We start from the raw sequence: 24,481 nt of genomic DNA on the forward strand, positions 1-24,481 counted from the left end.
TAAAAATTTCAAGGAACACTTATGCCGTTGCTGTCGATTGAATTCGCGGTATTTTTTATTGCTTTTTTGCCTATTTATTGGGCATTTGTCCGTATGCCGTCAGTGCAGAATGTTTTGCTTCTGCTGGCGGGGATGGGCTGGCTGTATCACTTGAATCCCATCTTTGCCGCCATAATTACCTGCTATTCGTCCTGCGTGCATTTGCTCGGTCTGTTGATGTCGTCTGAAAACGAAAACGTACGGAAATTCTGGCTGGGCTTCGGCGTAGCAACTGCTTTGGCAGTATTGTGTTTCTTCAAATATTTCGACTTTTTCCGCCCGTTTATCCGCCAATACACGGGGCAGAGCGAGATTGTCGATATCTTGATGCCTTTGGGGCTGTCTTATTACACATTTCAATCTTTGGCTTATTTGGTGTACTGCTGCCGTCATCCGATGGGCGACCGCTTTGCGTGGCATGAATTGCTGCTGCATTTGAGCTTTTTCCCGACGATTACTTCCGGGCCGATTATCCGTGCCGCGGCGTTTAAAAGCATAGACGGTGAACAGGCGGGGGCTTTGGAACAGATTCGGACGGCAGAACCGCGCGCATTGGTGCGCCCCGCTCTAGCGGTGTGCTTGATTTTGCTGGGCATTGCTAAAAAATGGTGGCTGGCGGGTGCGCTGGGAGACGGCTGGGTATCGCCCGTTTTCGAGAATCCCGCCCAATTTGACGGCTGGGGCGTGTTGTCGGGGGTGTACGGCTATACTTTCCAGCTTTTCTTCGATTTTTCAGGCTATTCGGATTTGGTAATCGGGATGGCGATGCTGCTCGGTTTCCGCCTGCCGAAAAACTTTGCGGCACCGCTGCGCGCGTTCAATATCCGCGACTTCTGGAACCGTTGGCACATCAGCCTTTCCACCTGGATACGCGACTATATTTATATTCCTTTGGGCGGCAACAAACACGGCTTCGTCCTGACGCAGTTCAACTTGCTGCTGGCGATGGTGTTGTCGGGCGTTTGGCACGGCTACGGCTGGAATTTCCTGCTGTGGGGCGCGCTGCACGGCGTGGCATTAATTTTGCTCAACTGCGGCGACAAAATATTCGGTCGGGATGGCTCACGTCGTCTGAAAATCTTACGTCCGCTTGCCTGGTTCGTCACTTTCCATTTTGTCTGCTTCACTTTCGTCGTGTTCAACACCGGCAGCCTCGCCGATACGCAGATGGTATTTGATGCCTTATTCGCCAACGAAGCAGGTTGGGCCGCGCCGAAACAGGCGGATACCCTGCTGCTTGCCGCGTTTGGCCTGATGATTTTGCTCTACCCGTATTTGCTTCGCCTGTTTGACGGCACAGTGGCGGCATTGGAAAAAATGCCGATGTGGCTGTGGTTTATACCGCTGACGCTGGTGTTGGTGTTGATTATCGTATTGGCGCCGTCAGGCATCCCGGGCTTTATTTACGCCGATTTTTAAAAGGACAATCAGAATATGAAACGCTTTATTTCCCTGTTTGCCTCCCTTTTGGTTTGCGCCTTTGGCGCGGCGTGGTTCAGTCAAGACTCCATCAATGCCTATTGGCAGCAAACCTATCATCAGGCTTCTCCGTTGGAGCCTTTGTCCGAATACGAATGGTGGCGCACGGGCGCGAAGCTGCAACAAGACGCATACGCCTTTTCAGACGACCTCAAAGCACGTTTGGCAGGACAGCCTGTGATTGCCGAACCGGAACCTCAAATCGCTGAAAACGACGGGTCGTCTGAACAAAATGCGCAGCTTAATGCGTCCGAACCGCACGAAAAAAACCGTCCCGCCGACGGACGTCAACCCCAAACGGCACAACACGGCGGACAACCCGAAGCACATCGTCTCCCTATTACCCCGCCCGCCAATATCGTTCTCGGACAAGGCGACAAAGTCTTTTTTGCCGGCGACTCGATGATGCAGGGCGTTGCACCTTTTGTTGAAAGAAGCCTGAAAAAACAATACGGTATCCAGTCGGTGAACTTAAGCAAGCAAAGTACCGGATTGTCCTATCCCAAATTTTTTGACTGGCCGAACACCATCGAACAAACGCTGAAACAACAAACCGACATCCGCCTTCTGGTCGTTTTCCTCGGTCCCAACGATCCGTGGGATTTCCCGAAAGGCAAAAAATACCTGAAATTCGCCTCGCCCGAATGGTCGGAAGAATACCTCAGCCGCGTCAACCGCATCTTGGCCGCCGCCGAACAACACCACGTGCAAGTCATTTGGATGGGCATCCCTTATATGAAACAGGCAAAACTTAACAAGCAAATGCGATATCTCGACAAACTTTTAGCAGACGAGATCAGTCCAAAAGCCCTGTGGATACCGACCGACAAACTCCTCAGCAACGGCTCGGACACCTACGCCGACTCCGTCAACATCAATGGAAAAATCATCCGCTACCGCAGCAAAGACGGCATCCACTTCTCTGCTGAAGGACAAAAACTGCTCGCGGATAAAATCATGGAAAAAATCGTTTTTCAGACGACCCCTGAAATGAACGGCGAAGAACGCACGGAACAATTGTCCGCACGTTAAGCCCGTATCGGCAGCAAAAGGACGGCGTTTAGTTTATCCAATGCCGTCTTTTTCGTTACAATAGCCATCCGCCGCATCAAAAGACGTCGTCTGAAACCACACACAGGAAACTCATGAACATCAAAACCCTGTCCGTATCCCTTACCGCATTGTGCCTGTCTGCCGCCGCCCCCGCCGCCGATATGCTGCTGGAAAACTACGGCAGCAGCCGTCCCACCTGGCTCTTCAAGCTCAAAAAACTCGACCGCAGCTCGGACGGCAAATTCCGCATCCTCCAAATCGGCGATTCACACACTGCCGGCGACCTTTTCACCGAACAACTGCGCCTGCGTCTCCAACAAAAATGGGGCGACGGCGGCATAGGCTGGGTTTACCCCTTTACCGTCAAAGGACAACGCAGCGCAGCCGTCCGCTATGACGGTTCATGGCAAACCGTCAGCAGCCGCAGCGTTTCAGACGACTTCCCCTTAGGCGGCATCATAGCCAAAGCCAACGGCAGCAGCGTTACCATCAGCGCCAAAGACGGAAGCAGCGGCGAGAGGCAGATTTCCGTTTTCGCCAAACCCGTCCTGCCCGAGCAAACCCTGTCGTTCAACGGACGCGAAGTTCCTGCCGGAAGCAGCGGCTGGCAAATCATCCGCAGCAACGGTCGCCTGCCCCTGACCCTCAGCAGCTCCATGCCTTGGGACATCGGCTACATCAATATCGAAAATCCCGGACGCGGCGTAACCGTTTCCGCACTCGGCATCAACGGCGCGCAACTGACCCACTGGTCCAAATGGCGTCCCTCTTGGCAGGATGACCTTGCCCAAACCCGCGCCGACCTCGTTATCCTCGCCTACGGCACCAACGAAGCCTTCGCGCCAAATTTGGACATCACAGCCACCGAACAAAGCTGGCGCAGCTACATCCGCCAAATCAAACAAAGCCTGCCCGACGCAGGCATCCTGATTCTCGGCGCGCCCGAATCCCTTAAAAGCACTTCAGGAAGCTGCGGCACACGTCCCGCCACCTTGAGCAGCATCCAACAAATGCAGCAGCGCGTCGCCCGCGATGAAAAAATCATGTATTGGTCGTGGCAGAACGCGATGGGCGGCGAATGCAGCATGAAAAGCTGGATGAACCAAGGTCTTGCCGCCAAAGACGGCGTCCACTTCTCAGGCAAAGGCTACCGCCAAGCCGCCGACCGCCTCGCCGACAGCTTGATACAAATGGCAGATTAAACAAAAGGTCGTCTGAAAATTTTCAGACGACCTTTTTTTGATGACGGCACTTTTCTATCTTTTCTTGAAGACGTTCAATCCTCCTCAACTGCTTATCGAACGGTTTTGCAGCGTTTCAGCCCGTTCCCGATAATCAGCATCGAATTCCCGTTTTCAGACGACCTTCGCTTACTCTTTGTCAAATTGCTGCGTAAAGCGGACAAATTCTTCTTTTTTCGCTTTTGCCTTGCCTGAATCGATGGCTGCTTCGGCGGCTTTGACACCGTCCGACAACGAAGGCACGACATTGCCGGCATAAAGCGCGGCGGCGGCGTTGAGCAGGACGATGTCGCGTGCCGCGCCATGTTTGCCGCTCAACACTTCATCCATTTTTTCCAAAGATTCTTGTGCGTTGGCGACTTTGATTTCGTCCAAATTGCGGCGGATTTCAATGCCGAAATCCGCAGGGCTGATGTCGTATTCGCGGATTTCTCCGTCTTTCAGCTCGGCAACGTGGGTTTTGCCCGTCAGCGTGATTTCGTCCAAACCGCCTTCGCCGCACACGACCAAAACGTGTTTGGAACCAAGCTGTTTCAATACGCGCGACAGGATGCCGCACAAGTCGATGTGGAACACGCCCAAAAGCTGGTTTGGCGCACCGGCAGGGTTAGTCAGCGGACCTAAGATATTGAAAATACTTCTAAACCCGAGCGAGCGGCGCACGGGCGCGACGTGGCGCATCGCGCTGTGGTGGTTTTGGGCAAACATAAAGCCCAAGCCTGTTTGACGGATGCTTTCGGCGACTTGCTCCGGTGTAATGTTCAACACCGCGCCCATCTGCTCCATCACGTCTGCCGCGCCGCTGGACGAGGAAACGGAGCGCCCACCGTGTTTGGCGACTTTCGCGCCTGCCGCCGCCGCGACAAACATCGAAGTCGTGGAAATATTGAAGGTTTTTGCACCGTCCCCGCCCGTACCGACAATATCGACGAGGTCGTCTGAATTTTCCAGCGGCACTTTGGCGGCAAATTCGCGCATGACGGCGGCGGCGGCGGTGATTTCTGATACGGTTTCGACTTTAATCCGCAATCCGGTCAAGATGGCGGCGATTTGTTCGGGCGGCACCTGCCCGCTCATAATCTGGCGCATCAGGTCGGTCATTTCGTCGTAAAACAATTCGTTGTTGCTGATTAATCGTTCGATGGCTTGTTGCGGTGTAATCATGGTTCAATCCTTTTTACGGGTATTTTTACGTCAAACGTCGTCTGAAAATTTTCAGACGACGTTTGGTTTAAGCGGCGGACGCTTGGAAGTCTTTAAATTCTTCCAAAAAGTTTTTCAACATATCGTGTCCGTGTTCGGTCAACAGGGCTTCGGGGTGGAACTGCACGCCTTCGATAGCATATTCCTTGTGCCGCACGCCCATGATTTCCTGATCTTCCGTCCATGCGGTTACTTCCAAGCAATCGGGCAGCGTATCGCGGGCGATGACAAGGCTGTGATAACGCGTGCAGGTGACAGGATCGGGCAAATCTTTGAACATGCCTTTGTTCAAATGGAACACGGGCGAAACTTTTCCATGCATCAGCGTTTTTGCCCGCACCACATCCCCGCCAAACGCTTCGCCTATCGTCTGATGCCCGAGGCACACACCCATAATCGGCAGCTTGCCGGCAAAATGGCGCATGGCGGCGACGGAAATGCCCGCCTCTTTCGGCGAACAAGGACCCGGCCCGATAACGAGATATTGCGGTTTCAAAGCTTCGATTTCTTCAAGCGTAATATCGTCGTTGCGGCGGACGACGACTTCCTGACCAAGTTCGGCGAAATATTGGACGATGTTGTAGGTGAAGCTGTCATAGTTATCAATGAACAAAAGCATGGGGTACGGCCTTTTAGGGTTGTTTGACGGCGGCGATGTTTTCGGGCGAATTGATAAACGCCCACATCTGCTCTTCGGTTCGGAAAACGCCGTTACGGACAATATAATGCAGCGGATGCTTAATCAGCGCATCCGCTTTGCGGACAAAAACACGCATATTGCTGCTGTTTGCCGCCATTTCCAACACTTTGGCGGCAAAAGCGGGGCGGTGCAGCTTGTCGTGCATCAGCGGATGGCGGGCGATGTATTCGTTCAGAGGCTTGCCGCTGCTGTGGAAATCCGTGTGCAGCGGGTCGAGGAATACAATAAAAAAAGGCATCTTGCCCAAATAATCGTCTGCATCGTTCATAAGCGTTTCGGACGGAATATTTATATCGACATAATATCACAGTTAACCGCGATTCTTGATTCCAATCAGGTCGTCTGAAACATCGCTTGCCTCCTTCCGAAATATTCACTTAAAATCAGTCTTACATTCCAAAAAGAGATTTGCTTATGGGTTTCAAACTTACTCCGATTGATGTTGTTGATGACATCAGCCGCGAAGATTTTTATCAGAATTATCTCAAGCCGCGCCGTCCCGTCGTGATCAGAGGACTGACCCGCAACTGGCCTGCCCGTGACAAATGGTCGCTGGACTATATGAAAGAAACCGTCGGCGATATCGTCGTCCCCTTGTACGACAGCGCCAAAGCCGACCCTTCCGCGCCGATTAACGCCGCCAGTACGGAAATGCGCTTCAGCGATTATATCGATCTGATCAAACGCGAGCCGACGGATTTGCGGATTTTCTTATTTGACCCCATCAAACACGCTCCCGCCTTACTGAACGATTACGTTTTTCCCAAAGAGCTGATGGGCGGATTCTTAGACCGTTACCCTACTCTGTTTTTCGGCGGTGCAGGTTCGGAAACCTTCCTGCACTACGACATCGATATGGCGCACATCTTCCATACGCATTTCGGCAAAAAACACATCATCTTGTTCGATTACAAATGGAAAGAGCGCCTGTTCCGTATTCCTTTCGCCACTTACGCGCTGGAAGACTACCACGTCGACAACCCCGATACGGAACGTTTCCCCGAGCTTGAAGGCATCGAAGGCATCGAATGTTTCCTCGAATACGGCGACACCCTGTTCATGCCGACCGGCTGGTGGCATTGGATGAAATACCTTGACGGCTCATTCTCCATCTCCCTGCGCGCATGGGATGAAAGCTGGGTGGTTAAGGCGCATAGTTTGTGGAACCTGACCGTACAGCGCAAGTTCGACGACTTCATGAAAGCCCGCTTTAAAGCACGCTACATGAATTGGAAAGAACAGCTTGCCTGCAAACGCGCCCGCCGCGCATGGGAACGCGGCCTGCCTCGTTAAAACACGTTTAAAGGTCGTCTGAAAACAGTATTTCAGACGACCTTTATCCGCAAATTGCCCCGTATCCAGCGCAAAACTTGAAGCAATGGATGGCATTGCTTACTCAATACCGACACGGCGCGTAAGGCAAAAATGCAACAAATGCGAAATACAAAGCGCATATTTTTTTAAACGTCGGCGATAGATGAAACCAATCTGTCAAAGCAGGCGGGCTGACCTTGCTCCTGCCTGTTTTGCCCCATTTTTTAACCGGAGTGCATCATGCAAACACCTCTAAAATTCTTAACCGCCTTTGTTTTAACGGCATCGGCATTCTCAGCATCCGCTCACGGCATGCATAAACATAAGCCGCTGACCTTTGAAGAGCTGCCCAAAATCTGCCAACAATACTTCACGCGCGCGGAGAATTGTTACAAAAAGGCGGGCGCCAAATCCGATTTTCAACGCAACAATACAAAATTCCTGTTTCAATCCCTGCCTGCCGCCGATTTAACGCAGCGTGAAACCATGTGCAAAATTGCCATGGATTCGTTCGCCGAAAAAACGCGCTCGCTTCATTGCGAATAAGATTTTTGCCGGAAAGATATAGCAAAGGTCGTCTGAAAACCTATTTTGTGTTTTCAGACGACCTTTTTTCAGACGACCTTAAAAGAAGTAATTCGCCAGCAGCAAACCGAATGCCAAGCTGAATGCCATGCTCAAGAGGCCGGGGATCATAAAGCTGTGGTTGAAAATGAATTTGCCGATTTTAGTCGAACCCGTGCTGTCAAAATCAATCGCCGCGATAATCGGGCCGTAGTTCGGGATGAAGAAATAGCCGTTCACCGCGACAAACGTGCCGATGATAATCGGGGCGGGAATGCCCAGCGAAATACCGATGGGGAACAGCGTGGCAACGGTCGCCCCTTGGCTGTTGACCAAGACGGACAAAACGAACAGGGCAAACGCAAAAGTCCACGGCGCGGTTTCGACCAAATGCGATACGGTTTCTTTGACTTCGGTCAAATGACCGTGCATCAATGTATCGCCCAGCCATGCCACGCCGAATACGGCGATAACGGCGCGCATCCCCGCATGGAACACCGAGCCTTTGGTAATCGCGTTACCATTCGGTTTGCAAAGCAGAATAATCAGCGCAGCAGCGGAAAGCATGACAATTTCGATGGTGTGCGCCATGCCCATCAGTTTCGGGCCTTCTTCCGTTTGGAAGGTTGGGCGCAACTCGGGGACGGCACCCATCACGACCACCAACAATGCGGCGGCGAGGAAAATCCCGACTGAAAGTTTCGCCGCTTTGCTGACGGGCGCATTGGATACTTCAGTCGAATCTTTTTCGTTGGCTTCTACATATTCCGGGTCTTTCAGCAACGCCTGATAATGCGGGTCATCTTTCAACTCTTTGCCGAGCTTGTTGACAAATATGCAGGCAAGGCCGATACCTAAAATAGTTGAAGGAACAGTCACTTTCAGCACATCGGCCATCGTGATGTGCTGCGGCTCCAGGTAGGTCACGCAGGCGACGACCGCGGCCGCAATCGGGCTGGCAACAATGGCAAATTGCGACGCGATGACCGCCATCGTCAGCGGGCGGGAAGGACGGATGCCGTTGCGGCGGCTGACTTCGGCAATGACGGGTAATACCGAATAAGCGACATGTCCCGTGCCTGCCAATACGGTAAACAGATAAGTCACCATAGGCGCGATGAAAGTGATGTATTTCGGATTGCGATGTAAAACACGGGTGGCGATTTTAATCATGTAGTCCAAGCCGCCGCTTGCCTGCATCGATGCGGCGGCGGAAACGACCGCCATAATCATCAGCATCACATCAATCGGCGGACTGGTCGGCTCAAGATGGAAACCGAAGGCCAAAACCGCCAGCCCGATACCGCCGAGCACGCCCAAGCCGATGCCGCCGACCTGCGCGCCGATTAAGATACACACCAGTACGATGGCGAACTGGATAAAAAACATTGTGGACATGAACACTCCATTGTTTGTAAAAAAATCTTGAAGAGGAAACGGATTAAAGCGGATATCGGCGGAAGCTGCTGTTGCATTACATCTGATATCCATATTTTTGTTTTTATTTTAAATACCAACACTTTATCCGATTAAATCGGGCGTGATTATAGAGTAAGCACTCGTTATTAACAATGTTTTACTGAAATTAAGACATCAAAGGTCGTCTGAAAACACCGAAATTCATTTTTTCAGACGACCTTTTTCAGGAAATTTGTTCAACACAAAAATGTTTAGCGCGGTTTGCAGACAAGGCTTTATGTTCATACAAAAATCTATTTGATTTCTCTTAAACCGCCTTTCAATGAAATATCCTGCAATGCTCAATTCCCTATCCCAAGCTGCAACATCCCGATATAAATTTTCATTTTCTTGCATCCGGCCTTATCGAAATCAGCCGAAACATCCCCATAATACTGCCGTTATACCACTTCATATTTGAAAGAAAGCGATGACTGCCATCCTGATTATCCTCGGCCTGATTGCCATAGCGGTCGGCATTTTTGGCACGATTTACCCCGCCTTGCCGGGATTGAGCTTGATGTTTGTCGGCGCATGGCTGTTGGGCTATGCCGGCGACTATCAGGTTTTCGGTTCCGGCACACTCATTTTCCTTGCCGTTGTCGCCATTTTCGGCACGGCAATGGATTATGTCGCGGGCGCGCTGGGGGCAAAATATACGGGGGCGAGTAAAACCGCTGTCTGGGGAGCGTTTATCGGCGGCATTGTGGGCGCATTCTTCGCCATCCCCGGCCTGCTGTTAGGCCCTCTGATTGGCGCAGCCAGCGGCGAATTCATCGCCCGCAGAGACAGTTGGCAGGCAGGCAAAGTCGGCATCGGTACGTTTATCGGCTTTATCATCGGTACGGTTGCCAAAATCGGCTGCGCGCTGACCATTATGCTGACTGTCCTATTCGTATGGCTGGCTTCGTTTTTCTAAGCCATATCTTCAAAACCAAAGGTCGTCTGAAAATTCAGACGACCTTTGGTTTTTGAACGCTTATTTGTTACAGCAGGCTTTGTATTTCTTACCGCTGCCGCAAGGGCAAGGGTCGTTGCGTCCGATTTTGTCGCCTTCGCGGCGTACCGTTTGCGGTTTGTTGATGATTGCCTGCCAATACCAATAAATATCCAGCAACACATGCGGCAGCTCGGATTCGAGCTGGGCGAGTTCTTTTTCGGTCAGGTGCAGGATGATTTCGCCGTTTCGCTCTTCATCGTAAATCCCGCCCAAAGCCATAATCGGATAGAACAAATCTTCAAATTCTTCCTGATCAACCGCCTCAAACCAATCGGTCGGAACGATATCCAAAGCATACAGATAAGCGTTACACCAAGTATAAATATCGGGATTAGAAGCGGCATCTTCGTATAACCACAAATCGGGCAGCATTTTTTTACTGAGTTTGATGCGCAAATCCGCTGCCAAACCGATGACCAAACGTTCGATTTCGGTGCGCTCTTTGGCATCAAATAAGGATTCGTCGCCCAAAACTTCAGGCAGCCAGTCATTCGGGTTCAACGCATCGGGACCGCTCAACAAAGCCATCATAAACGCCTGCACCTCATCGCAGCGCATGGTGTTGTGGTGTTCCGATTTGGCATCGAGCAGCTCCATCAGGCGTACGCGCGACGCTTCGTCAAATGCTTGCAATTGCATGGTTATTCCTTAATTTTAAATGGTATGTTTATAGTGGATTAACTTTAAACCAGTACGGCGTTGCCTCGCCTTGTCCTGATTTAAATTTAATCCACTATATTCTCTAAGGGGTCGTCTGAAAACGGTTTAGGCGATGCGTTGGCGCATTTGCTCGAAAAGGCATACCGTTGCCGCCATGGCGACGTTTAACGATTCGGTCTGTCCCAGCATCGGGATTCTGACGCTGCCGTCAACTTTTTCCAAAATTTCCCGACTCACGCCGCTGCCTTCATTGCCGAAAACCCAAGCGCAAGGGGCATTTAAATCCAGTTGGTACAAGTCGGAAGGATTGCGCCCGTCCAAAGCGGTTGCCCATATTTTGTCCTGATAAGCATCCAGCCAATGCGGTAGAAAAACGCGGCTGTATATGTCCAGCAGAAAATGCGCCCCCATACCCGCACGCAATACTTTGGGCGACCAAATATCGACACAGTCATTACCCAACACAATCTGCCTAATGCCCGAAGCTGCCGCGCTGCGTAAAACCGTCCCGACATTGCCCGGATCTTGCAACCTGTCCAACACCACGCAGTCGCCGCTTAAAGGCAAATCACCTTGCGGCGGAATCTCTATCCAAGTCATCACATCGTCGGCATCGTTCAGACTGGTGATTTTAGACAAGGCTTCGTTTCCGACCCAAGTAATACCATCTTCGTCCAAACTGCTGATTAAATTTCGGATTTCAGGATGCGTGTTTTTACTTTCGGGCAAATACACTTGTTTGGGCGTGTATCCCGCCTCTAAATAGACCTGCAAAAGATGCACGCCTTCCAACACGGTTTGCCCGTATTCACGGCGTGCTTTAGATTGTGTCAACAGCTTGGACAAATGCTTGAGCTGCTCGTTTTGCGCGGAGGTAATCAATTTCATGTGCCGCATTATATAGCGGATTCAAATAAAAAGGATACAGCTCAATACCGTCCGACTTTGTTCAACCCGCTTTTTCAGACGACCTCAAGATGCGTCCGGTCAAAAACAAAATCCCTGCCCGAATAGCTCGGGAAGGGATTTTCTCTACTTGATGAAAATCTGTATCTCTATGCAGCTTAATGAACGACGGAATCCTGTTGAACCTGCGTTTCGGTTCGAACTGTAGTCTGACTCACACCTTTATCATTCTTTGCGGATTCAGGCATTACCACAGCGTCCGAAGCATTTTTGGCTGTCGGATTGGCGGCTACAGGTACGATATTTTCCTGTTGATTTTTGGTTTCAACAGCTTTTTCCGCGACCATACCAGAAGAGTCGCCCTTCACTTGCGGACCGAATTGCCATACGGCTACGGCAACCGCTGCCACGCTGGCGGCGACGGCGAAGGATTTGAAGAAGGAACTGTTCGCAGCCTGTACTTCCTTAACAACAGGCATCACAGCGGCAACTTCGGCTTCATGACGCTGTTTGTGTTCTTCGCTGATTTCCGCAAGCGTAGCGGTAAATGCCGCGCTTTGCATGAAATCCGCATCACGCCCTGTCCCTTCTTTATAGCGCATGCAATCGCCTAACAGATGGTACTCGTACCACGCTTCGGCAGCGGCATCGTCGGACAACAGACGGTCAAGCATCTCTTCGCTTACTTGGTCTCCATCCATCAGCATGGAAACATATTCTCTTGTTGTATCCATAGTTGTTACCATTTTTTTACCACCTTTGATTTTCAGAGGTTTCCAGCAGCGGCCTCAAATCTTTTGCTATCACTTCCCGCGCCCTGAAAATACGGGAGCGGACCGTTCCTATCGGACAATCCATAATTTTGGCTATTTCCTCGTAAGACAAACCGTCCATTTCCCGCAGGGTAATGGCTTTGCGTAAGTCTTCGGGCAAATGCGAAATTGTTGATTCGACTGTTTGCAGGATTTCCCGATTGATCATTTCAGCTTCCGGCGTATGGTAATCCGCAATCTGATCCGACAAATCCAGAATATCCCCGTCTTCGTTAGCAGCCTCTGCACTGACGAACGGCTGCTTTCCTGATGTTACTAAGAAATTCTTGGCGGTATTGATGGCAATCCGGTACAACCAAGTATAAAAAGCACTCTCACCCCGGAAATTCGGCAAGGCCCGATAAGCCCTAATCATTGCCTCTTGCGCCACATCATTGACTTCGTGTTCGTCTTTGACAAAACGGGAAATCAATCTGATGAGCCGACGCTGATATTTGGACATCAGCAACTCGAATGCTTTTTGTTCGCCCTTCTGCGCGCGCTCTACCAAGGCCTGATCAATCTGGCGATCATTCATATCTTACCTTTTATAATAACTGCATTATAAGCTATAAAATAGTAAAGCGTGCCGTGCCAGTTAAAGACAACTGCCGCCGTATTTAGTTCCATTTATATCTCAAAAATTTTCCGTAAACCGGTAAAAAACCGTCAAACCCTTGAAAATCGTGGCTTACCGTAAGGTTAACAATAGCAATGCAGTTTCCGTCAGTATTTGTGATAATCGGCCAGCATTTTCTGACGAACGGTACAATATGGTTTTCTTGCAACACTTTCTTAACGTTTTTATACAAAAAACCTACATTCATCATATCATCACTGCCCGCCGTCCGAATGATTCCGTCTTTTTCCAAGACCGATTCCGGCAATCCGTTGCGGTGCGGCACCAGAAAAAAGCCGTTTTCTTGGAGAATATCTTTCAGACGACCTCTGACTTCTTTTCCCTTTATCCAATCCGCGTCTGCAAACTGGTTTTGTTTCAATATGAATAAAAAATCCCGGTATAAACATACCGATGTTTCGCCGAACTGCCATTGTGCAGTTTCTGCTTCCAACAGTATCCGCGCGAAATCCGCCAGCTTTCTCGGAGAACTTTCCACAATCTCATTCTCTTTAAAAAACCGCCAAAGAATCCGGCTGCGGCGCGCTTCGCTGAATGTCTGCCAGCGGCTGACTTGGAAACGCCCGCTTTGGCAAACCGCCTGATAATCCGCTTCGACAACTTCGTCTAAAATCGCCAAATCGGTTTGCAAAGAACGGATGTTGGCACACACATGACGGTCAAAATTCGGAATGCGCTCCCGCCAAACCGGCAACGCCTCATAACGCATCCAATTCCTTAAAAAGGCAGTATCGGCGTTACTTTCGTCTTCGATGTTCGGCAGATTGCAGGCAGCGGCGTAGCTTTCCAGTTCTTTTCGGGAAAACGTCAGCAGCGGCCGCCAAATTTGCGTTTCCTCATCCAGCTTGCGCCATTGCGGCATGGCGGCAAGTGCTTTAATGCCGCCGCCGCGAACCGCCGCGAGCATGAATGTTTCAATTTGGTCATCCTGATGGTGCGCCAATGCGATGATGCCGGAGGGGTCGTCTGAAAACGCCTGATAACGCGCTTTCCGTGCGGCGGCTTCGATTCCCAAGCCGTCTTTTTTGACTTCAACTTTTACGCTTCTAAACGGCACATTCCATTCTTGGCATAAGCGTGTGCAAAACCCCAGCCAGTCATCCGCATTGCGGCTCAATCCGTGATGAACGTGCAAAGCGTGTACATTCAAACCAAGCTCTTCCCGCAAACACGCGAGCATATGCAGCAACACCACCGAATCCAAACCGCCGCTTAATCCGACCGTTACCGTACAACCATCTGGAAGCGAACGCGCCGAAAGACGCAGGGTTTCCAACAAACTGCGACATTGAGGCGGGAGGTTTTCAGACGACGTCGGGTTCATATGGCGTAATCTATGTTTTGTCGGCAAGGCAAGTTCTGAGAAATGAAAAAGCAGGCAGGGGGGCTTCTGCCTGCTTTTCTACACATTAATTGTTTACTTATCCGTAAACTTGCCGTAAGCCATAATCCGGTCGAAACGGCGCGACAGCAAATCCGCCATCGGCATATTTTGCGCTTCGCGCAACTCGGTTTCCAAAACCGTTTTGACGTTTTTCATGGTCGTTTCAAAGTCTCGGTGCGCCCCACCCAAAGGCTCGTTGATCACGGTATCGATCAAATCTAGTTCTTGCAGGCGTTTGGCGGTAATACCCAAGGCTTGCGCGGCATCTGCCGCTTTTTCGGCGGTTTTCCACAGAATAGACGCACAACCTTCCGGAGAGATAACCGAGTAAGTCGAATATTGCAGCATATTGACGTAATCGCCGACCGCAATCGCCAGCGCGCCACCGGAACCACCCTCGCCGATAATGGTACACAAAACCGGCACACGCAGGCGGGTCAATTCGTACAGGTTGCGTCCGATGGCTTCGGACTGACCGCGCTCTTCCGCGCCGATACCCGGATACGCGCCCGGCGTATCGACAAAAGTCATCACGGGAATATTGAATTTCTCGGCGGTCTGCATCAGGCGCAACGCTTTACGGTAGCCTTCAGGACGCGGCATACCGAAATTGCGGCGGATTTTTTCTTTGGTGTCACGGCCTTTTTGATGGCCGATAACCATCACGCTTTGACCGTTGAAGCGCGCCAAACCGCCGACGATGGCATGGTCGTCTGAATAATGGCGGTCGCCGTGCAACTCTTCAAAATCGGTGAAAATGGCTTGAATGTAATCTAAGGTGTAAGGACGTTGGGGATGGCGTGAAACCTGCGAAATCTGAGCGGGCGTCAGCTTGTTGAAAATCGATTTGGTCAAGTCGTTGCTTTTCTTCTGCAATCTGGAGATTTCATCGGAAATATCGACGGCGGATTCGCCCTGCACAAAGCGCAACTCTTCGATTTTATTGGTTAATTCGGCGATGGGTTGTTCAAAATCCAAAAAAACTGGTTTCATAGGGTGAAGCTCTCGGTAGGGACGCTGCCGCTATCATACGCCAATCAGGCATATTTGGCAGCATTTCTCATTGAGGATATGCCGTGCAAAACGGCAGATAATCGGGCGGATGCCTTTTCAGACGACCTTTTGCGGATGATATAGTATATCTGCACTAAACAAATGAAGTGCCGTATCTTATGATAAACTTCCATTCAGTTCAATCATTTCAAACAGGCTATGAAAAACGAACACGACAATACAGCGATGCGGCTCGACAAATGGCTTTGGGCTGCGCGCTTTTTCAAAACCCGCGCGCTGGCTCAAAAACATATCGAATTGGGCAGGGTTCAGGTCAACGGCGCCAAAGTCAAAAACAGCAAAAACATCAGCGCAGGCGACATCATCGACCTGACGCTCAATTCACTGCCTTACAAAATCAAAGTATTGGCACTCAACCACCAGCGCCGCCCCGCCCCCGAAGCGCGTCAGCTTTACGAAGAAGACATGAAAACCGCCGCCGAACGCGAAGCGCAGAAACAACTCGACCAAGCAAGCCGCATCAGCGCGGCGTATCCCGACGGCAGGCCGACCAAACGCGACCGCCGCCAACTCGACCGCATGAAGCGCGACAGCTGGTAGGGTTTTATAAATTCCGTTTCAACCGCGATGAGCAGCAGAACGGATATATTTGAAACTTTGCCAAAAAACAAATCATCCGTTTTTTGTTATTTCACGCAAATAGCTTGACGATTTTACCCGTCCGTTGTGTTGAGACTCCTGCCTGAAACCGCCGATTTCCGTAAAGTTGAAACGCATCAGAATCAGGTATAATCCATCCCTATTTCATTATTTCATTTTCAGACGACCTTGAGCCATTAAGGATATCTCCATGAGCAAGAAACGCGTCCTCACAGGCGTAACCACCACCGGCATCCCGCATCTGGGCAACTACGTCGGCGCCATCCGCCCCGCCGTCCGCGCGGCGCAAAACCCCGATACCGAGTCCTTCCTCTTCCTCGCCGATTACCACGGCATCATCAAATGCCACGAACCGGAGATGATTCACCAATCCACCCAAGCCGTTGCCGCCACTTGGCTTGCCTGCGGACTCGACCCCGAGCGCACTACCTTCTACCGCCAAAGCGACATTCCCGAAGTGATGGAATTGAACTGGATTCTGACCTGCATTACCGCCAAAGGCCTGATGAACCGCGCCCATGCCTACAAAGCCGCCGTGCAGGCAAACGCCGAAAACAATCAGGAAGACCCCGACCACGGCGTAGAAATGGGGTTGTACAGCTACCCCATCCTGATGACCGCCGACATTCTCATGTTCAACGCCAACGAAGTACCCGTCGGCCGCGACCAAATCCAACACGTCGAAATGGCGCGCGACATCGCCGGCCGCTTCAACCATCGCTTCAAAGAAGTTTTCACCCTACCCGAAGTGAAAATCGACGAAAACGTCGAACTCTTGGTCGGTTTGGACGGACGTAAAATGTCCAAATCCTACGGCAACACCATTCCGCTTTGGGAAAACGACAAGAAAACCCAAAAATCGGTCAACAAAATCATCACCAACATGAAAGAGCCGGGCGAGCCGAAGCAGCCCGACGAAAGCCCCTTGTTTGAAATCTACAAAGCCTTCTCCACGCCGTCTGAAACCGCAGCGTTTACGCAAATGCTGGCCGAAGGCTTGGCATGGGGCGAAGCCAAAAAACTCTTGGCCGCCAAAATCAACGCCGAGCTGGCAGAACCGCGCGAACGCTACAACGAGCTGACCGCCAACCCTTCGCAAATCGAAGACATCCTGCAGACAGGCGCCGCCAAAGCGCGCAAAGAAGCGCGCGAACTGCTGGATCAAGTACGCGACGCCGTCGGCATCCGCCCATTGAAGTAAATCTCAAAAGGTCGTCTGAAAAAGCAGCCCGCTATTTTCAGACGACCTTTTCCTGTTTAAAACAAGGAATATCCGATGAAAGCCTTTCCGATTCTCTTATCAGCCCTCCTGCTTGCCGCCTGCGGCAAATCCGAAGCCCCAGCCGAGCCTGCACAAAATGCCGCCGAAGCCGCGCCAAAGCCCACGTTTAAAGTCAAATACATCGACAACAACGCCATCGCAGGCTTGGATTTAGGACAAAGCAGCGAAGGCAAAACCAACGACGGCAAAAAACAAATCAGCTATCCGATTAACGGCTTATCCGAACAAAACGTCATCCAACTGATCGGCAACCACCCCAACGATTTGGAAGTCATCAGCGGCAAATGTATGGAAACCGGCGACAAAGGCGAGCCTTTGGGCTGGACTGAAAACGGCAAATGCCATGCCTTGTTTGCCAAACTGGTCGGCAACATCGCCGAAGACGGCGGCAAACTGACAAGCTACCTCCTCTCCCATGCCGCCCTGCAACCGTATCAGGCTGGCAAAAGCGGCTATGCCGCCGTTCAAAACGGCCGCTACATCCTCGAACTCGACAGCGAAGGAATGTTCTACTTCCGCCGCCGCCACTATTGATTGAGCGGATGCCGCCCATGACCGTACACACCTTAATCCGCGCCCTGCCTAAAGCCGAATTGCACGTCCATATCGAAGGCACGTTCGAGCCGGAATTGATGTTCGCCATCGCCGGACGCAACGGCGTTTCCATTCCCTATGCGGATGTAGACGCCGTGCGCCGCGCTTACGATTTTCACAACCTCCAGTCCTTCCTCGATATTTACTACGCTGCGGCGGCGGTCTTGCTCCACGAGCAGGATTTTTACGACCTGACCACCGCCTATTTCGCCCGCTGCCGCGAGGACAACGTCGTCCACACCGAAATCTTCTTCGACCCGCAAACCCATACCGCGCGCGGCGTACCGTTTGAAACCGTCATCAACGGCATTACCCGTGCACGTCTGGAAGCGCAGGAAAAATGGGGCATTTCCAGCAGATTGATTATGTGTTTCCTGCGACATTTGAGCGAAGAATCCGCGTTTGAAACGCTTGCCCAAGCGCAGCCTTTCAGACGACATATCGACGGCATCGGACTGGATTCGGGCGAACTCGGCAACCCGCCCTCGAAATTCGAGCGCGTCTTTGCCCAAGCCCGCGCCCAAGGTTTTCCCGCCGTCGCCCATGCCGGTGAAGAAGGCCCGCCCGAATACGTTTGGGAAGCGTTGGATTTGCTGAAAGTCGTCCGCATCGACCACGGCGTGCGCTCCGAAGAAGACGAAACCCTTATGCAGCGCCTGATTGCCGAGCAAATGCCCCTGACCGTCTGCCCATTGAGCAACCTCAAACTCAAAGTCGTCGGCGACCTGTCCCGGCACAACCTGCGCCGTATGCTTGAGCACGGCGTATTGGTTACCGTCAATTCAGACGACCCCGCCTACTTCGGCGGCTACCTCAACCAAAATTTCATCGAACTTGCCGACGCATTGGATTTGAATGAAGCAGACATCCGCACCTTGTGCAAAAACTCGTTCAAAGCCTCGTTTTTAAACGAGGAAGAAAAAGTAAAACGGTACGCCGAAATCGACGGCATCCATGTTTAGACACAAAGCCGACCTGAAAAACAATCCGGTCGGCTTTGTTTTTATCTAAAAATGCAAATCCTCTAACCACAGTCAATTCCCTACCAAACCACTCAACTATCCGCCCGAAATCTGTTAAAATACCGACCTATCCTAATAAATACAGCATCAAAAGGCACACAATCATGGCTCTTTTGCAGATTTCCGAACCCGGCATGTCCGCCGCTCCGCATCAACACCGCCTCGCCGTCGGCATCGACTTGGGTACGACCAACAGCCTGGTTGCCACCGTCCGCAGCGGCAGCCCGGTCTGTCTGACCGATATGGACGGGCGCACCACCCTGCCCTCTGTCGTCCGCTACGGCGAAGGCGATGCCGTCGAAGTCGGCAAAGCCGCCCTTGCCGCCCAAAAAACCGACCCGCTGAACACCATCAGCTCCGCCAAACGCCTGATTGGCCGCACGCTTGCCGACCTCGCGCAGGACGCGCAATACCTGCCCTACCGTTTCACGCCCAACGAGCGCGTGGTCGAGCTGAACACCCGCCAAGGTGCAAAAACGCCTATCGAAGTGTCGTCTGAAATTCTCAAAGCCCTCAAATCGCGTGCCGAAGAAACATTAGGCGGCGATTTGGTCGGCGCCGTCATTACCGTTCCCGCCTATTTCGACGATGCCCAACGCCAAGCCACCAAAGACGCCGCGCGTTTGGCGGGCTTGAACGTCTTGCGCCTGCTCAACGAGCCGACCGCCGCCGCGATTGCCTACGGGCTGGACAACGCCTCGGAAGGCACATTTGTCGTTTACGACTTGGGCGGCGGCACGTTCGACGTATCCGTATTGCAACTGACCAAAGGGCTGTTTGAAGTCAAAGCCACCGGCGGCAACAGCGCATTGGGCGGCGACGATTTCGACCACCGCCTGTTCTGCCACCTGCTTGAGCAAAACGACCTTTCCAAACTCAATGAGCGCGACAGCCAGCTTCTGCTTTCCCTTGTCCGCGCCGCCAAAGAACAACTGACCAGCCAAACCGAAGCTATCGTCGAAGCCACGCTTTCAGATGGCCGCAAAATCCATACCGTCATTACCCGCCAAGAATTTCACCACCTGACGCAAAATCTGGTGCAAAAAACCATCGAACCCGTCAAACAGGCTTTGAAAGACGCGGGCGTGACCAAAGCCGACATTAAAGGCGTGATTATGGTCGGCGGTTCCACCCGTATGCTGCACGTTCAACAAGCGGTCGCCACCTTCTTCGGACAAACCCCGTTGAACAACCTCAACCCCGACGAAGTTGTCGCGCTCGGCGCCGCCATACAGGCGAACGTCCTTGCCGGCAACAAAACCGACGGCGAATGGCTGCTGCTGGACGTTACCCCCCTGTCGCTCGGCTTGGAAACCTACGGCGGACTCGCCGAAAAAATCATCCCGCGCAATTCCACCATCCCCACCGCGCGCGCGCAGGACTTCACCACCTTCAAAGACGGCCAGACCGCTATGACGATACACGTCGTACAAGGCGAGCGCGAACTCGTTTCCGACTGCCGCAGCCTTGCCAAATTCACCCTGCGCGGCATTCCGCCCATGACCGCAGGCGCGGCGCGCATCCGCGTTACCTTCCAAGTTGACGCCGACGGCCTGCTGTCCGTTTCCGCCCAAGAACAAAGCACCGGCGTACAGGCGCAAATCGAAGTCAAACCTTCCTACGGCTTGGACGACGACACCATCACCCAAATGCTCAAAGACAGCATGAGCAACGCCGCCGAAGACATGGCGGCACGCGCCCGTGCCGAAGCCGTGGTCGAAGCCGAAAGCCTGACCGACGCCGTCAACGCCGCCCTCGAGTTGGATAACGATTTGCTGGATGCCGAAGAGCTTGCACAAATCCAGCAAGACATCGCCGATTTGCAAGGTCGTCTGAAAGACAGCAACGCCGAAGACATCCGCGCCGCCGTCACCAAACTCAGCCGCAGCACCGACAACTTCGCCGCCAAACGCATGAACCGCAACATCCAACGTGCGCTGACAGGGCAAAGTGTGGATGATATTTGACGGCAAACGGTTTCAGACGACCTCGAAAGACACAAAGGTCGTCTGAAAAAATTCAAACACTATTTTTCAGACGACCCCATCCCATGCAAAACCCTTCCATCCCCCAAGACTGGAACGTTTATTTCAGCCGCATTAGCGACGCACCCGCCGCCTTACGCATCAACCTTGCCTTAATCGAAGTCGCGCCGCTGGCAGAGTATCCGCAACATGTGCGCGTCAGCATGAAATTGGAACAAACCAACGAACACGGCTTCCCGACGCCCGAAGAAAGCGAAGCGGTTTACGACATCGAAGACCAAATCGACCGACTGGCGGGCAACGACAACATTCCCTCAGGCATAGTCACCACAAACGGCGCGGCAAATTGGCATTTTTACAGCCGAGATGCCGAAACCTTCGCCCAAGCCTGCCGTAACTTGCTGACACAAAACGACCGTGTTTGCGACATCACAATCAGCGAAGATGCCGAATGGTCGTTTTATCAAGAATTCCTGTATCCGGACAGCTACGAGTTGCAAGCCATCCGCAACGAACAGGTTTTACGCCGTTTCCGACAAGACGGCGACCGCCTCGATAAGCCCCGCCCCATCGACCACTGGCTGTTTTTCCACACCGAAGCAGACCTGAACGCCGCAGCCGCCAAAGTCGGCACATTAGGCTATACCGTCAGCGACAGCGGCCGCATCGAGCAGGAAGAAGACCACCCGAGCTACCGCCTGCAACTTTCCAAAAACGCCCCGCTTACCGACATCGACAACGACACATGGGAGTTGATCGATATCGCCCACGAAAACAATGGCGACTACGACGGCTGGGGCAGCATATTAGTCCAATAAAGCATCAGGTCGTCTGAAAACACACCGGCAGCCCCGTTCAGACGACCCGCATCCACTTTGACCTTAGGAGAATCCCATGAGCGAATCCATTGTTTACGGTATCGATCAGGAAAATGAACTCATGAACCGCGCCTTCGAACAGGCACGTTCCACATTCAAATATTTCTGGCGCGAGCTGTATTGGGAAAACCGCCGCATCATACCCGCCTTAGATTTTGCCATGGTCAAAGTACCTTTTTTCCAAGACAGCGAAGACGGCGAAATTTGCGAACATATGTGGATAAACGACATCTACTTCGACGGCCTCCACATTTACGGCACGCTGGTCAACGAACCCAACGACCTGACCAATGTAGAACAAGGCGAAAGCGTCTGCGTTCCGGTTGACGATATCAGCGACTGGATATTCCTGTGTAACGGCATCCCCTACGGCGGCTTCACCGTACAGGCAGTCCGCATCCAAATGACGCCGCAAGAGCGCGCAGAACACGATGCCGCATGGGGCATCGACTTTGGCGATCCCGAAGAAGTCTTGCTGGTTTACGAAGAAAAAAAACACCCCGAAAATCTGGACGAACATCCGATGTGTCGAAACTGTCTGAACGACTTCCGCCAACAGCTGGCACAAAACTCGGATTACCTGCGCGAGCAAGACGAAGACGGCTACACACCGCTCCATCACGAAGCCATCGCAGGCAACGCGCCCCTGGTCAAAGCCATGCTCGAATTGGGTGCAGACCCGGCCGCCACCACGCAAGAAGGACTGACCGCCCTAGACTTTGCCCGCCTTATGGACTGGCAAAACGTCATCGAGATACTCGAACCACGCCACTAAACCATAGGTCGTCTGAAAAAAAGAAAAGAAAAATGTCCGATCGATTTCGACTAATCATACCGACAATACTGAAATTCATTTGGGCCCTTGTTTGGCGGCTGACCGTCTCTATTTCGGTCGGAAAGACCGTATCTCATTTTTTACCACCCGAACACGAAACTTACACCCAAGGCAGCAAAATAAACGCCTTGTTTCAAATCGCCGTTCGCCCAACTGATGACAGTAGTTGTGCAGTGAAACCATGGAATGAGTTCAATGCCGAGCAGGATAAAGTGTGTACGTACCGCCCTGATCAAAATGATTGCTACGTAAATTCGAAAATCACTTGCAATGTAAAACGTATCAGTACCGAAGAATACGAACTCATTTATACTGACCCCTTCTTCACAGAGGAAAGAACCAGTCATTACCGTATAACTGAAGGTCGTGTAGAACCCTTGTCTTTTACCTTCGACTCATCCTCACGCAGATTTGAAGCAGGACTACTAGCCGGCATCTTCACCCTTCTTCTGACTTTAGTACCGCTACTTTACTGTACGTGGCGACGCCGTAGAAAAATTCAGGCGGCAGCCAAGAAAGCAAGAATGGCGGCACAACATAAAGACTGACCATACTGTAAACCGCAAAATAAACAGATTTTGTTCAATATATTGCCGCCTTATAGATGGGTTTAAACTGTTTCAGACGACCTAAATCTTGATGAGGTCGTCTGAAAAGAAAGAATAGTAAAAATGTCCGATCGATTTCGACTAATCATGCTAATCATACTGACAATACTGACCGTCATTTGGGCTCTTGTTTGGCGATTTACCGTATCTGTTCTGGTCGGTATTGCTGTGTTTTACTTTTTACCACCGCAACACGAAACTTACACCCCAAGCAGCAAGATAAACGCACAATTCAGCGTTCCCGTCCTCAAAAATGAAAATGGTGAATGTGTCTTAAAACGATGGACAGAGTTTGATTCCGTTCAGGACAAAATTTGCACACAAAGCTTTGAGGACATGTCTTGTTTCCCAATCCCACAGACGAAAACCGGTTGCGATTTAAAACAGATAAATACTCAAGAATACAAGTTCATTGCTTATGGTACAGATCAAACAGAGACCAATCACTACCGTTTGACAGAAGGTCGCATAGAGCCTTTATCCTTTACCTGGGATTCCTTTTCCCGACGACTGGTAGCAGGACTAATAGCCGCCGGCATCACCCTGCTTCTGACCTTAGCACTACTGCTTCATCCCCGATGGGGAGGCCGCATAGACAACTGGGTTGCCGCCAAAAAAGCGAAAATGACCGAACAACATAAAGACTGACCACACTCAGCGTCGCACACCTCCTTGACCGACAAAACGTCATCAAGATATTTGAACCACCCCACTAAACAAAAGGTCGTCTGAAAACCAAGATACAATTTCAGATGACCTCCAACCTACCGAACATGAGACTCTGGCACCAAACCCTCATCCCGCTACTCCCCCGCGCCCAGCTTTTAGGGCAACACCGCGAATGCGCCGCCCTGCGCGGAGCAGGCTGGGGCAGGCCACACGCGACGGTGAATTACGTTTTCACCCATTCGCCTGACAAACTCTATCTGTATCACGCGCTGATTATGGAAGAAATGGAAAAACGCGGCTACAAACCCGATCCGTTGTGGAAAGACCCGCTGTACCGCGGCAAAGCGGTTGCCCCTTATCCCGCACACAATACCGAAGCTGCCGATTCGCCGATTTACCCCGAACACGATGATGCTTATCTGGACGAATGTCTGGAAAATTTAAAAAGCAAAGGCATCGTGTTATAAACGGTTTCAGACGA

26 protein-coding genes are annotated in these 24,481 nt (G+C 51.7%); 16 read left to right on the plus strand and 10 right to left on the minus strand.

Annotation, left to right across the window (positions count from 1 at the left end; all coding sequences use genetic code 11):
* The first annotated feature begins 21 nt into the window (after positions 1-21).
* From H3L95_RS05185 to H3L95_RS05195, 3 genes are all read left to right on the plus strand, one after another.
* A complete protein-coding gene (locus H3L95_RS05185; protein ID WP_003758482.1) occupies positions 22-1,458 on the plus strand; it encodes an MBOAT family O-acyltransferase in 1,437 nt (478 codons plus the stop codon).
* A gap of 15 nt (positions 1,459-1,473) precedes the next feature.
* On the plus strand, positions 1,474-2,550 hold the full coding sequence (patB, locus tag H3L95_RS05190; protein ID WP_003758484.1) for a peptidoglycan O-acetyltransferase PatB: 1,077 nt from the start codon (positions 1,474-1,476) through the stop codon (positions 2,548-2,550).
* Positions 2,551-2,663: 113 nt separating this feature from the next.
* Positions 2,664-3,773, plus strand: a complete 1,110-nt coding sequence (locus H3L95_RS05195; RefSeq protein ID WP_003758485.1) for an SGNH/GDSL hydrolase family protein — start codon at positions 2,664-2,666, stop codon at positions 3,771-3,773.
* Between the two features lie 168 nt (positions 3,774-3,941).
* On the opposite strand, the gene trpD is transcribed toward H3L95_RS05195, so the two are convergent.
* The 3 genes from trpD to H3L95_RS05210 all read right to left on the minus strand — a co-directional run bounded on the left by trpD (position 3,942) and on the right by H3L95_RS05210 (position 5,983).
* Positions 3,942-4,976, minus strand: coding sequence for an anthranilate phosphoribosyltransferase (gene trpD, locus H3L95_RS05200; protein ID WP_003758487.1), 1,035 nt, complete (start codon positions 4,974-4,976; stop codon positions 3,942-3,944).
* 67 nt (positions 4,977-5,043) lie between these two features.
* Positions 5,044-5,634 (minus strand): aminodeoxychorismate/anthranilate synthase component II, encoded by a 591-nt coding sequence (locus H3L95_RS05205; protein ID WP_003758488.1) that lies wholly within the window; start codon positions 5,632-5,634, stop codon positions 5,044-5,046.
* Between the two features lie 13 nt (positions 5,635-5,647).
* The gene (locus H3L95_RS05210; RefSeq protein ID WP_003767144.1) at positions 5,648-5,983 is read right to left on the minus strand and encodes a hypothetical protein; all 336 of its coding nucleotides are present in this window, start codon (positions 5,981-5,983) and stop codon (positions 5,648-5,650) included.
* Positions 5,984-6,129: 146 nt separating this feature from the next.
* On the opposite strand from H3L95_RS05210, the gene H3L95_RS05215 reads away from it, so the two are divergent.
* Entirely contained in the window at positions 6,130-7,008 is an 879-nt protein-coding gene (locus H3L95_RS05215) for a cupin-like domain-containing protein (RefSeq protein ID WP_003758492.1), read from the plus strand.
* Positions 7,009-7,269: 261 nt separating this feature from the next.
* The gene (locus tag H3L95_RS05220) at positions 7,270-7,575 is read left to right on the plus strand and encodes a hypothetical protein (protein WP_003758496.1); all 306 of its coding nucleotides are present in this window, start codon (positions 7,270-7,272) and stop codon (positions 7,573-7,575) included.
* Positions 7,576-7,653: 78 nt separating this feature from the next.
* Here the strand turns inward: H3L95_RS05220 and H3L95_RS05225 are convergent, their stop codons facing one another.
* Positions 7,654-8,982 (minus strand): anaerobic C4-dicarboxylate transporter family protein, encoded by a 1,329-nt coding sequence (locus H3L95_RS05225; protein ID WP_040668564.1) that lies wholly within the window; start codon positions 8,980-8,982, stop codon positions 7,654-7,656.
* Positions 8,983-9,481: 499 nt separating this feature from the next.
* On the opposite strand from H3L95_RS05225, the gene H3L95_RS05230 reads away from it, so the two are divergent.
* Positions 9,482-9,970 carry a DUF456 domain-containing protein gene (locus H3L95_RS05230; protein ID WP_003758502.1) on the plus strand — a complete coding sequence of 163 codons (489 nt, stop codon included), beginning with the start codon at positions 9,482-9,484 and terminating at the stop codon, positions 9,968-9,970.
* Between the two features lie 60 nt (positions 9,971-10,030).
* Here the strand turns inward: H3L95_RS05230 and H3L95_RS05235 are convergent, their stop codons facing one another.
* The 6 genes from H3L95_RS05235 to H3L95_RS05260 all read right to left on the minus strand — a co-directional run bounded on the left by H3L95_RS05235 (position 10,031) and on the right by H3L95_RS05260 (position 15,446).
* Positions 10,031-10,690: a YecA family protein gene (locus tag H3L95_RS05235; protein ID WP_003758507.1), complete on the minus strand. Its 660-nt coding sequence runs from the start codon at positions 10,688-10,690 to the stop codon at positions 10,031-10,033.
* A gap of 126 nt (positions 10,691-10,816) precedes the next feature.
* The gene (locus tag H3L95_RS05240; RefSeq protein WP_040668520.1) at positions 10,817-11,599 is read right to left on the minus strand and encodes a TrmH family RNA methyltransferase; all 783 of its coding nucleotides are present in this window, start codon (positions 11,597-11,599) and stop codon (positions 10,817-10,819) included.
* Positions 11,600-11,775: 176 nt separating this feature from the next.
* Positions 11,776-12,351: a sigma-E factor negative regulatory protein gene (locus H3L95_RS05245; RefSeq protein ID WP_241429723.1), complete on the minus strand. Its 576-nt coding sequence runs from the start codon at positions 12,349-12,351 to the stop codon at positions 11,776-11,778.
* 16 nt (positions 12,352-12,367) lie between these two features.
* On the minus strand, positions 12,368-12,967 hold the full coding sequence (rpoE, locus tag H3L95_RS05250; protein ID WP_003758517.1) for an RNA polymerase sigma factor RpoE: 600 nt from the start codon (positions 12,965-12,967) through the stop codon (positions 12,368-12,370).
* 82 nt (positions 12,968-13,049) lie between these two features.
* A complete protein-coding gene (tilS, locus tag H3L95_RS05255; RefSeq protein ID WP_040668522.1) occupies positions 13,050-14,393 on the minus strand; it encodes a tRNA lysidine(34) synthetase TilS in 1,344 nt (447 codons plus the stop codon).
* A 93-nt stretch (positions 14,394-14,486) separates the two neighbouring features.
* Complete coding sequence (locus H3L95_RS05260; RefSeq protein ID WP_003758521.1) at positions 14,487-15,446, minus strand: acetyl-CoA carboxylase carboxyltransferase subunit alpha; 960 nt, start codon at positions 15,444-15,446, stop codon at positions 14,487-14,489.
* Positions 15,447-15,665: 219 nt separating this feature from the next.
* Here H3L95_RS05260 and H3L95_RS05265 point away from each other — a divergent pair, with 219 nt between their 5' ends.
* The 10 genes from H3L95_RS05265 (at position 15,666) to H3L95_RS05310 (ending at position 24,467) form a co-directional block, all read left to right on the plus strand.
* The gene (locus H3L95_RS05265; RefSeq protein WP_003758524.1) at positions 15,666-16,067 is read left to right on the plus strand and encodes an Hsp15 family ribosome-associated heat shock protein; all 402 of its coding nucleotides are present in this window, start codon (positions 15,666-15,668) and stop codon (positions 16,065-16,067) included.
* Positions 16,068-16,317: 250 nt separating this feature from the next.
* Positions 16,318-17,328: a tryptophan--tRNA ligase gene (gene trpS / locus H3L95_RS05270; protein ID WP_003758527.1), complete on the plus strand. Its 1,011-nt coding sequence runs from the start codon at positions 16,318-16,320 to the stop codon at positions 17,326-17,328.
* A gap of 75 nt (positions 17,329-17,403) precedes the next feature.
* Complete coding sequence (locus H3L95_RS05275; protein ID WP_003758529.1) at positions 17,404-17,943, plus strand: hypothetical protein; 540 nt, start codon at positions 17,404-17,406, stop codon at positions 17,941-17,943.
* A 17-nt stretch (positions 17,944-17,960) separates the two neighbouring features.
* Positions 17,961-18,965: an adenosine deaminase gene (locus tag H3L95_RS05280; RefSeq protein WP_040668523.1), complete on the plus strand. Its 1,005-nt coding sequence runs from the start codon at positions 17,961-17,963 to the stop codon at positions 18,963-18,965.
* Between the two features lie 164 nt (positions 18,966-19,129).
* Positions 19,130-20,992, plus strand: a complete 1,863-nt coding sequence (gene hscA, locus H3L95_RS05285) for a Fe-S protein assembly chaperone HscA (RefSeq protein WP_003758536.1) — start codon at positions 19,130-19,132, stop codon at positions 20,990-20,992.
* Positions 20,993-21,075: 83 nt separating this feature from the next.
* On the plus strand, positions 21,076-21,828 hold the full coding sequence (locus H3L95_RS05290) for a DUF695 domain-containing protein (RefSeq protein WP_003758537.1): 753 nt from the start codon (positions 21,076-21,078) through the stop codon (positions 21,826-21,828).
* A gap of 76 nt (positions 21,829-21,904) precedes the next feature.
* The gene (locus H3L95_RS05295; RefSeq protein WP_003758539.1) at positions 21,905-22,663 is read left to right on the plus strand and encodes a DUF2314 domain-containing protein; all 759 of its coding nucleotides are present in this window, start codon (positions 21,905-21,907) and stop codon (positions 22,661-22,663) included.
* 32 nt (positions 22,664-22,695) lie between these two features.
* Positions 22,696-23,271, plus strand: coding sequence for a hypothetical protein (locus H3L95_RS05300; RefSeq protein ID WP_241429725.1), 576 nt, complete (start codon positions 22,696-22,698; stop codon positions 23,269-23,271).
* Between the two features lie 123 nt (positions 23,272-23,394).
* The gene (locus H3L95_RS13820) at positions 23,395-23,979 is read left to right on the plus strand and encodes a hypothetical protein (protein ID WP_241429726.1); all 585 of its coding nucleotides are present in this window, start codon (positions 23,395-23,397) and stop codon (positions 23,977-23,979) included.
* A 125-nt stretch (positions 23,980-24,104) separates the two neighbouring features.
* Positions 24,105-24,467 (plus strand): TIGR02328 family protein, encoded by a 363-nt coding sequence (locus H3L95_RS05310; protein ID WP_040668568.1) that lies wholly within the window; start codon positions 24,105-24,107, stop codon positions 24,465-24,467.
* The last annotated feature ends 14 nt before the right edge of the window (positions 24,468-24,481 follow it).

The sequence above is a fragment of the Neisseria sicca genome (assembly GCF_014054945.1).
In the GTDB taxonomy this organism is placed as follows: domain Bacteria; phylum Pseudomonadota; class Gammaproteobacteria; order Burkholderiales; family Neisseriaceae; genus Neisseria; species Neisseria sicca.

Coding starts and splice junctions, on each gene's coding strand:
- H3L95_RS05185 (WP_003758482.1), top strand. CDS start 22: ATGCCGTTGCTGTCGATTGAATTCGCGGTATTTTTTATTGCTTTTTTG.
- patB (WP_003758484.1), top strand. CDS start 1,474: ATGAAACGCTTTATTTCCCTGTTTGCCTCCCTTTTGGTTTGCGCCTTT.
- H3L95_RS05195 (WP_003758485.1), top strand. CDS start 2,664: ATGAACATCAAAACCCTGTCCGTATCCCTTACCGCATTGTGCCTGTCT.
- trpD (WP_003758487.1), bottom strand. CDS start 4,976: ATGATTACACCGCAACAAGCCATCGAACGATTAATCAGCAACAACGAA.
- H3L95_RS05205 (WP_003758488.1), bottom strand. CDS start 5,634: ATGCTTTTGTTCATTGATAACTATGACAGCTTCACCTACAACATCGTC.
- H3L95_RS05210 (WP_003767144.1), bottom strand. CDS start 5,983: ATGAACGATGCAGACGATTATTTGGGCAAGATGCCTTTTTTTATTGTA.
- H3L95_RS05215 (WP_003758492.1), top strand. CDS start 6,130: ATGGGTTTCAAACTTACTCCGATTGATGTTGTTGATGACATCAGCCGC.
- H3L95_RS05220 (WP_003758496.1), top strand. CDS start 7,270: ATGCAAACACCTCTAAAATTCTTAACCGCCTTTGTTTTAACGGCATCG.
- H3L95_RS05225 (WP_040668564.1), bottom strand. CDS start 8,982: ATGTTTTTTATCCAGTTCGCCATCGTACTGGTGTGTATCTTAATCGGC.
- H3L95_RS05230 (WP_003758502.1), top strand. CDS start 9,482: ATGACTGCCATCCTGATTATCCTCGGCCTGATTGCCATAGCGGTCGGC.
- H3L95_RS05235 (WP_003758507.1), bottom strand. CDS start 10,690: ATGCAATTGCAAGCATTTGACGAAGCGTCGCGCGTACGCCTGATGGAG.
- H3L95_RS05240 (WP_040668520.1), bottom strand. CDS start 11,599: ATGAAATTGATTACCTCCGCGCAAAACGAGCAGCTCAAGCATTTGTCC.
- H3L95_RS05245 (WP_241429723.1), bottom strand. CDS start 12,351: ATGGATACAACAAGAGAATATGTTTCCATGCTGATGGATGGAGACCAA.
- rpoE (WP_003758517.1), bottom strand. CDS start 12,967: ATGAATGATCGCCAGATTGATCAGGCCTTGGTAGAGCGCGCGCAGAAG.
- tilS (WP_040668522.1), bottom strand. CDS start 14,393: ATGAACCCGACGTCGTCTGAAAACCTCCCGCCTCAATGTCGCAGTTTG.
- H3L95_RS05260 (WP_003758521.1), bottom strand. CDS start 15,446: ATGAAACCAGTTTTTTTGGATTTTGAACAACCCATCGCCGAATTAACC.
- H3L95_RS05265 (WP_003758524.1), top strand. CDS start 15,666: ATGAAAAACGAACACGACAATACAGCGATGCGGCTCGACAAATGGCTT.
- trpS (WP_003758527.1), top strand. CDS start 16,318: ATGAGCAAGAAACGCGTCCTCACAGGCGTAACCACCACCGGCATCCCG.
- H3L95_RS05275 (WP_003758529.1), top strand. CDS start 17,404: ATGAAAGCCTTTCCGATTCTCTTATCAGCCCTCCTGCTTGCCGCCTGC.
- H3L95_RS05280 (WP_040668523.1), top strand. CDS start 17,961: ATGACCGTACACACCTTAATCCGCGCCCTGCCTAAAGCCGAATTGCAC.
- hscA (WP_003758536.1), top strand. CDS start 19,130: ATGGCTCTTTTGCAGATTTCCGAACCCGGCATGTCCGCCGCTCCGCAT.
- H3L95_RS05290 (WP_003758537.1), top strand. CDS start 21,076: ATGCAAAACCCTTCCATCCCCCAAGACTGGAACGTTTATTTCAGCCGC.
- H3L95_RS05295 (WP_003758539.1), top strand. CDS start 21,905: ATGAGCGAATCCATTGTTTACGGTATCGATCAGGAAAATGAACTCATG.
- H3L95_RS05300 (WP_241429725.1), top strand. CDS start 22,696: ATGTCCGATCGATTTCGACTAATCATACCGACAATACTGAAATTCATT.
- H3L95_RS13820 (WP_241429726.1), top strand. CDS start 23,395: ATGTCCGATCGATTTCGACTAATCATGCTAATCATACTGACAATACTG.
- H3L95_RS05310 (WP_040668568.1), top strand. CDS start 24,105: ATGAGACTCTGGCACCAAACCCTCATCCCGCTACTCCCCCGCGCCCAG.